This is a genomic window from Kineococcus indalonis, from assembly GCF_009906395.1.
Lineage (GTDB): Bacteria > Actinomycetota > Actinomycetes > Actinomycetales > Kineococcaceae > Kineococcus > Kineococcus indalonis.
Window position 1 is genome coordinate 1 of record NZ_JAAALM010000134.1, and the last position, 8,694, is coordinate 8,694.

An 8,694-nucleotide genomic window follows, 5' to 3' on the forward strand; every position below is an offset into this window, starting at 1 on the left:
CCACCACGGCCACCACCACCACGGCCACCACCACCGCCGACACCGTGCGCACCTCCTGCTCCTACTGCGGGGTGGGCTGCGGCATCGTGCTGCGCGTCGGCACGGACGCGGCCAGCGGCCGGCGGGTGGTGCGCGGCGTCTCCGGCGACCGGGAGCACCCGGCCAACGCCGGGCGGCTGTGCACCAAGGGCGCCACGAGCGCGGAGTTCCTCCTCGCGCAGGGCCGCCTGGAGCGCGCCCACGTGCGCCCCGAGCGCGGCGCGGCGCCGGTGCCCACCGGGGTGCGCGAGGCCGTCGCGCAGGTGGCCGGGCGGCTGCGCGCCGTCGTCGACGAGCACGGCCCCGACGCGGTGGCCCTGTACCTGTCCGGGCAGATGTCGCTGGAGGCGCAGTACCTGGCCACCAAGCTGGCCAAGGGGTACCTGCGCACCCGGTACGTGGAGTCCAACTCCCGGCTGTGCATGGCCAGCGCCGGCACCGGCTACAAGACGTCCCTGGGCGCCGACGGGCCGCCCGGCTCGTACGACGACTTCGACCACGCCGACGTCTTCCTCGTCACCGGCGCCAACATGGCCGACTGCCACCCGGTCCTCTTCCTGCGCCTGGCCGACCGCCTCAAGGCGGGCGCGAAGCTGATCGTGGTGGACCCGCGGCGCACGGCCACCGCCGAGCGCGCCGACCTGTTCCTGCAGATCCGCCCCGGCACCGACCTGGCGCTGCTCAACGGGCTGCTGCACCTGGTCGTCGAGGCCGGGCACGTCGACCGCGGGTTCGTGGAGCGGTTCACCGACGGCTGGGAGGCGCTGGAGGGGATGCTCGCCGACTACCCCCCCGCCGCGGTCAGCGCGATCACCGGGGTGGCCGAGGAGGACCTGCGCACCGCCGCCCGCTGGATCGGCGAGGCCGGGAACTGGATGTCGTGCTGGACGATGGGGCTGAACCAGAGCACCCACGGCACCTGGAACACCAACGCGCTGTGCAACCTGCACCTGGCCACCGGCGCCATCGGCCGCCGCGGCAGCGGGCCGTTCTCCCTGACGGGCCAGCCCAACGCCATGGGCGGGCGGGAGATGGGCTACATGGGCCCCGGCCTGCCCGGGCAGCGCTCGGTGCTGGTGGAGGAGGACCGGGCGTTCGTGGAGGACGTGTGGGGCGTGCCGCGCGGCACGATCCGCGCCGACGCGTGCTCCGGCACGATCGACATGTTCGAGCGCATGGCCGCCGGCGAGGTCAAGGCGTGCTGGATCGTGTGCACCAACCCGGTGGCCTCGGTGGCCAACCGGAGCACCGTGGTGGCGGGCCTGCGGGCCGCGGAGCTGGTCGTCTGCCAGGACGTCTTCGCCGAGACGGAGACGAACGCCTACGCCGACGTGCTGCTGCCGGCGGCGCTGTGGGCGGAGTCCACGTACGTCACCGTGAACTCCGAGCGGACGCTGACGCTGCTGCCGCAGGCGGTCGACGCGCCCGGGGACGCGCTGCCGGACTGGAAGCTCATCGCGATGGTGGCCGCCGAGCTCGGGCACGGCGAGGCGTTCGCGTTCTCCTCCGCCGAGGAGGTGTTCGAGGAGCTCCGCCGCTTCGCGAACCCCGCCACCGGCTACGACCTGCGCGGCATCGACTACGCGAAGCTGCGCGGCGGGCCGGCGCAGTGGCCCAGCCCGCCCGGCGACGAGGGCCGGCGCAACCCGGTGCGCTACCGCGACGGCGACGGTTTCCGCTTCGCCACGGCCAACGGGCGCGCGCAGTTCCACGCCCGTCCGCACGCCGACCCCGCCGAGCTGCCCGACGACGAGCACCCGTTCGTGCTGACGACCGGGCGGGTGCAGCACCAGTGGCACACGCTCACCAAGACGGGCAAGGTCGCCAAGCTCAACAAGCTGGACCCCGGGCCGTTCCTGCAGCTGCACCCGGACGACGCGCGCGCCCTGGGCGCCGCGGACGGGGACCTGGTGGAGGTGGCCTCCCGGCGCGGGCGCGCGGTGCTGCCGGCGCGCACCTCCGACCGGGTGCGCCCGGGGAACTGCTTCGCGCCGTTCCACTGGAGCGACGCCCACGGCGAGGACCTGGCCGTCAACGCGCTCACCAGCGACGCGGTGGACCCCGCGTCCTTCCAGCCGGAGCTGAAGTTCGCCGCGGTGCGCCTGACGCGGGTGGGTCCCTCGCCCGGCGCGCCCGCGGTGGCCCAGCCCGTCCCCGCGCCGCGGGCGGCCGGCGCCCCGCCGGCGCTGGACGAGGTGCAGCGCACCTACCTCGACGGGCTGCTGTGGGGACGGCGGCAGGAGGGCGTGCTCGGCGTGCCGGTGCTGCCGGCGTCCGCGCCGTTCGACACCCGCACCCGCGCCTGGGTGGACGGGCTGCTGGCGGGGATGTTCTCGCGCGCCCCGGAGCCGGGAGCGCACCCGGCGGCGCCGGGCGCGCCGGTGGGTGCCGGGCGCGTCACCGTGCTGTGGGCCTCGCAGACGGGCGGCGCGGAGGAGCGCGCCGCGGACCTCGCCGAGCGGCTGCGCGGCGAGGGGCACGAGGTGGACCTGCGCGGCATGGACGAGGCCGACGCCGCCGCCGTCGCCGCGGCGGGCACCGTGCTGGTGGTCACCAGCACCTTCGGCGACGGGGAGGCGCCCGACAACGGCACCGCCCTGTGGTCCGCGCTCAGCGCGCCCGGCGCTCCCGTGCTGGGCTCCACGCGCTTCGCGGTGCTGGCGATGGGCGACTCCAGCTACGCCGACTTCTGCGGCCACGGCCGCCGCCTCGACGCGCGCCTGGAGGAGCTGGGCGCCACCCGGCTGGCCGGGCGCGCCGACTGCGAGCCGGGTGAGGACGACAAGGCCCGCGCCTGGTGCGAGGAGGTGCTGGCGCGGCTGCGCGAGGCGGCCCCGGGCACCGGCGGCGTGCCCGCCCCGCGCGCCCCGCGGGACAGCCCGGCAGGCACCGCGGCAGGCACCGCGCCGCGGCCCGCGCGGCGCGGCACCCGCGCGGCACCGGTGCCCGCACCGCTGGTGCGCAACGAGCGGCTGAGCGCCGACGGCTCCGGCAAGGAGGTGCGCCGCTTCGGCTTCGCGCTCGCCGAGGGCGTGGAGTACCGCGCCGGGGACTCGCTGGGCGTGTGGCCCACCAACGCCGAGGAGGAGGTGCGGGCGTTCCTGCGCGCCAGCGGCCTGCCCGCCGACGGCGCGGTGCGCCTGGACGGCGCCGGGGAGACGAGCTGGCGCGAGGCCGCCCGCCGCCACCTGGACCTGCGCCGGGTCACCCCGGAGCTGCTGCGCCTGGTGGCCGGGCGCACCCGCGGCGGGGAGCTCGGCGGGCTGCTGAGCCCGCAGCGCTCCGCGGACCTGCGCGCCTGGCTGGCCGGGCGCGCCGTCACCGACGTGCTGGAGCGCTTCCCCGCCCGCGCCGACGGCGAGGAGTGGCGGGCGGTGCTCAAGCGGCTGCAGCCGCGGCAGTACTCGATCTCCTCCTCGCCGCTGGTGGACCCGCGCGAGGTGCAGCTGACGGTGGGCGTGGTGCGCTACGAGCTGGACGGGCGCGCCCGCGGCGGGCTGTGCTCGACGTTCCTGGCCGACCGCTGCGGCGAGGGCGAGGAGGTGCCGGTGTTCGTGCAGCCCTCGGCGCACTTCCGCCCCCCGGCCGACCCGGACGTGCCGATGGTGATGGTGGGGCCGGGCACGGGCGTGGCGCCGTTCCGGGCCTTCCTGCACGAGCGGCGGGCACTGGGGCACACCGGGCGCAACTGGCTCTTCTTCGGCGAGCGGCGCTCGGCCACCGACTACCACTACCGCGAGGAGCTGGAGGGCATGCGCCGCGACGGCTTCCTGACGCGGCTGTCCCTGGCCTTCTCCCGCGACCAGGAGCAGAAGGTGTACGTGCAGGACCGGATGCTGCAGCACGGCGAGCAGCTGTGGGCCTGGCTGCAGGACGGCGCGCACCTGTACGTGTGCGGCGACGCGGCGCGCATGGCGAAGGACGTGGACGCCGCGCTGCGGCGCGTGGCCGAGGTGCACGGCGGCCTGGACGAGCGGGCCGCGGCCGAGCACGTCGAGCAGCTGGCGGCGCAGAAGCGCTACGTGCGCGACGTCTACTGAGACCCCCGCCCTCACAGCGGCCGGCGGCCGGGGTGAGGACAACGTGCCGTCGGTGAAACACGGGTGAACACGAGCGGTAACACGCCCTCCGTACCGTCGAGGCACGAGGCGCGGCCCCACCGGCGACCGCGCCGGCAGCCCCGCCCGCTCCACCGCCACCAGCACCGCTCCCCCGCCAGCGCACCGACCGAGGAGTCCGCCCGATGGCCGTCACCCAGCAGAGCGAGCACGCGCTCGGCACGATCCCCAACCCGCGCCCGGGCCGCTGGATCGACCACTACGACCCCGAGGACACCGCCCAGTGGGTCTCCACGGGCCGGCCGGCCGCGCGCCGCAACCTGTGGCTGTCGATCTTCGCGGAGTTCCTCGGCTTCTCCGTCTGGCAGCTGTGGACGATCGTCACCCCCTCGCTCAACGCCGCCAGCTTCGACCTCACCGCCGACCAGCAGTTCTGGCTCATCGCGATCCCCAACCTCGTCGGGGCCACGCTGCGCTTCCCGTACACCTTCGCCGTGCCGCGCTTCGGCGGGCGCAACTGGACGGTCGTCTCGGCGCTGCTGCTGATCGTGCCGTGCGCCGGCCTGGCGGTCGTCGTGCAGAACCCGGGCACGCCGTTCTGGCTGATGGTGCTCGTGGCGGCCACCGCCGGCGTGGGCGGCGGGAACTTCGCCAGCAGCATGGCGAACATCTCCTTCTTCTTCCCCGAGCGGGAGAAGGGCGCCGCGCTCGGGCTGAACGCGGCCGGCGGCAACCTCGGCGTCGCCGTCGTGCAGCTGGTCGTCCCGATCGTCGTCGTCGTCGGCGGTGGGCTGGCGCTGGAGCGCGCGGGCCTGGTGATCGTCCCGCTGGCGGTGCTGGCGGCGGTGCTGGCGTGGCGATCCATGGACAACCTCTCCGCGGCCAGGGCCGACTTCGCCGGTTACGCGGCGGCCGCGCGCAACAAGCACACCTGGGTCATCTCCTTCCTCTACATCGGCACCTTCGGCTCGTTCATCGGCTACGCCGGCGTCTTCCCCACCCTCATCAAGAGCCAGTTCCCCGAGGTGTCCTTCACCTGGGGCTTCATCGGCCTGCCCGCCGTGCCGCTGACCCTGGCCTTCATCGGCGCGCTCGTCGGCTCCATGGCCCGCCCCTACGGCGGGCGCCTGTCGGACAGGCTGTCCGGGGCGAGCGTGAGCATCGCCGCCTACGCCGTCATGGCCCTCGGCGCGCTCGGGGTCATCGCCGCGCTGGGCGCCGGCAGCTTCCCGCTGTTCTTCGGCTCCTTCCTCGTGCTCTTCGTCGCCAGCGGCATGGGCAACGGCTCGATCTACCGCATGATCCCCGCGGTGTTCCGCGCCGGCACCGCCCCCGGCGACGGCGCGGCGCTGACGCTGGCCAAGCGGGAGGCCGCCGCCTGCATCGGCATCGCCGCCGGCATCGGCGCCTACGGCGGGTTCGTCATCCCCCGCGTGTTCGCCACCTCGATCACGAGCAGCGGCTCGCTCGTGCCCGCCCTGGTCGCGTTCATCGGCTTCTACGCCCTGTGCGCCGTCGTCACCGCCGCGGTGTACGTGCGCGGGCGCGCCACGCGCTTCGCCGGCACCGCCATCTGACCCGCCCGGACCCGAGCACGCACCCGACCGGACCCCAGGAGGACCACCGTGAGCTCCACCCCCCGTTTCCTGCAGGGCGCCTTCCCCTTCACGGGCGCAGGGCTGGAGAAGCCCGCCCCCGTGGAGGGCCTGCCCGCCTACGCGGTGCCGGACGGCGTGCGCGCGCAACCGGTGTACCTGCGCGCGGGCAACTCCAGCGACGAGCTGATCAGCGTCGTGCTGCTGCGCGACGGGGTGGCGATGCGCTGGTTCCCCGTGGGGGCCCGCTCGTCGGTGCACGTGGCGCTGCGCATCGTGGAGGACGTGGAGGCGCCCGCCGCGCTGGAGCTGCGGGTCGCCGCGCCCGAGGGCGTCAGCGGCACCGTCGTCCTCGACCTCGGCCTCGTGGAGGTCTGATCCCCGTGACCGCGACCACCACCCGCACCAGCGGCATCCCGCACCAGCGCGGCCCCAAACGACGCCTCGTCGTCGTCGGCAACGGCATGGCCGGGATCCGCGCCGTCGAGGAGGTCCTCGAGCGCGGCGGGGCGTCGATGTTCGACGTGACCGTCTTCGGCGCCGAGCCGTACGGCAACTACAACCGGATCATGCTCTCGCACGTCCTGACCGGGCAGGAGGAGGAGGACGCGATCTTCCTCAACCCGCTGGACTGGTACCGCGAGAACGACGTCGACCTGCGCGCCGGCGTGGCCGTGGAGCGCGTGGACACCTTCGCGCGCGTCGTCCACGACGCGCAGGGCGGCACCACCCCGTACGACGTGCTCGTCCTGGCCACCGGCTCCACGCCGTTCTTCCCCCGGATGGAGGGCCTGCACCGCGAGGACGGCTCCCTGCTGGAGGGCGTGTTCGGGTTCCGCACCCTGGACGACACCCGCGCCCTGCTGGCCGCGGCCCGCGAGCACCGCCGCGCCGTCGTCATCGGCGGTGGCCTGCTCGGGCTGGAGGCCGCGCACGGCCTGGCCACCCAGGGCCTGCAGGTCGACCTCGTGCACTCCCCGGGGCACCTGATGAACCAGCAGCTCGGCCCGGAGGCCGGACGGGTGCTGCGCCGCTCCATCGAGGCCCTGGGGATCCGCGTGCACACCGGCGTGCGCACGCGGGGGCTGCGCGGCACCGGGCGCGTCACGGGCGTGGAGATGCCCGACGGCACGGTCCTGGACGCCGACCTCGTCGTCGTCGCCGCCGGCATCCGCCCCAGCACCGAGGTCGCGGTGCGCTCCGGCCTGGAGGTCGAGCGCGGCGTCGTCGTCGACGACCGGATGCGCGTGGAGGGCGAGCCCGGCGAGGTGTACGCCGTCGGCGAGTGCGTGCAGCACCGCGGGCAGACCTACGGACTGGTCGCGCCGCTGTGGGAGCAGGCCGGCGTGCTGGCCGACCACGTCACCGGCGCCGACCCCTCCGCCGAGTACCACGGCTCGCGCACCGCCACGAAGCTGAAGGTCGCCGGCGTGGACGTCGTGCAGATGGGCCTGCCCGGCCCCGAGAGCGACGACGACGAGTTCGTGGTGTTCTCCGAGCCGCACCGCGGGGTGTACCTGAACGTCGTCGTCCGCGCCGGCCGCCTGGTGGGCGCCACCCTGCTCGGCGACGTGCGCAGGACGGCGTTCCTGCAGCAGGCCTTCGACCAGGGGCTGCCGCTGCCGGAGGAGCGCACCTCGCTGCTGTTCGACCTGGGCGCTCCGCCCGACGAGGTCGGCGTCGCCGAGCTCGACGAGCACGCGCAGGTGTGCAACTGCAACGGCGTCACCAAGGGCGCGATCGTGCGGGCCGTGGAGGGCGGCGCCACGTCGCTGGGCGCCGTGATGGGCGCCACGCGCGCCGCCAAGGGCTGCGGCTCCTGCAAGTCCGTCGTCGAGCAGATCACCGAGTGGGCCGCCGGCGGGAACCTCACCGTGGACGAGTCCGCGAACTGGTACGTGCCCGCGATCCCGATGGCCAAGCCGGAACTGGTGGCCGCGATCCGCGAGCGCGGGCTGCGCTCGGTGTCCGCGGTGTTCCGCGAGCTCGCCCCCGGCGGCACCGAGGACGCCAGGTCCAAGATGGGGCTGACCTCGCTGCTGCGGGTGCTGTGGCCCGAGGGCATCGAGGAGGAGCGCGACGGGCGGTTCATCAACGACCGCGTCCACGCCAACATCCAGCGCGACGGCACGTTCTCCGTCGTGCCGCAGATGAAGGGCGGGGTCACCACCCCCGAGCAGCTGCGCAAGATCGCCGACGTCGCCGACAAGTACGACGTCGGCATGGTCAAGGTCACCGGGGGACAGCGCCTGGACCTGCTGGGCGTCAAGAAGGAGGACCTGCCGAAGGTCTGGAAGGACCTGGGCATGCCGTCCGGGTACGCCTACGGCAAGAGCGTGCGCACCGTGAAGACGTGCGTGGGCACCGACTTCTGCCGCTTCGGCCTGGGCGACTCCACGCAGCTCGGCATCGACATCGAGACGCGGTTCCAGGGGATCGAGACCCCCGCCAAGCTGAAGCTGGGGGTCGTGGGCTGCCCGCGCAACTGCGCCGAGGCCTACGTCAAGGACATCGGCGTCGTGGCGGTCGGCGCGGGCAAGTGGGAGGTGCACGTCGGCGGCGCCGCGGGGGCCACGGTGCGCAAGGGCGACCTGCTGGCCACGGTGGACTCCCCCGAGGAGGTCATCACCCTCACCGGGCGCTTCATCCAGTTCTACCGCGAGTGGGGGAACTGGCTGGAGCGCACCTACGAGTTCGTGCCACGGTTGGGCATCGAGCGCGTCCGCGCCGTCCTCGTCGAGGACAGCGACGGCATGGCGGAGGGGCTGGACGAGCGCATGCAGGCCACCGTGGACAACTACCGCGACCCCTGGCAGGAGGGCGAGCAGCCCGTCACCCCCGGGCAGTTCCGCCCCGCCCTGCCGCTGGTGGACCTGCCGCTGGTGCCGCGCCGCCCGGCCGGCGCGCCCGGCGGGCTCGCCCCCGAGGTCCACGCGGGCTCCCGAGCCGTCCCCTCGACCGCGGAGGTCCCCCGATGAGCGCCACCACCGGCGCCACCGCCC

Annotated in this window: 4 protein-coding genes; all 4 read left to right on the forward strand. The window is 74.9% G+C overall.

The features are described 5' to 3' along the window. The first annotated feature begins 44 nt into the window (after positions 1-44). The 4 genes from GTR00_RS08895 (at position 45) to nirB (ending at position 8,670) form a co-directional block, all read left to right on the forward strand. The gene (locus tag GTR00_RS08895) at positions 45-4,079 is read left to right on the forward strand and encodes a molybdopterin-dependent oxidoreductase (protein WP_166611273.1); all 4,035 of its coding nucleotides are present in this window, start codon (positions 45-47) and stop codon (positions 4,077-4,079) included. A 203-nt stretch (positions 4,080-4,282) separates the two neighbouring features. Beyond that, entirely contained in the window at positions 4,283-5,674 is a 1,392-nt protein-coding gene (locus tag GTR00_RS08900) for an MFS transporter (protein WP_166611270.1), read from the forward strand. Between the two features lie 48 nt (positions 5,675-5,722). Further along, positions 5,723-6,070: a molybdopterin oxidoreductase gene (locus tag GTR00_RS08905; protein WP_166611271.1), complete on the forward strand. Its 348-nt coding sequence runs from the start codon at positions 5,723-5,725 to the stop codon at positions 6,068-6,070. A 5-nt stretch (positions 6,071-6,075) separates the two neighbouring features. Further along, entirely contained in the window at positions 6,076-8,670 is a 2,595-nt protein-coding gene (nirB, locus tag GTR00_RS08910; RefSeq protein ID WP_166611272.1) for a nitrite reductase large subunit NirB, read from the forward strand. The last annotated feature ends 24 nt before the right edge of the window (positions 8,671-8,694 follow it).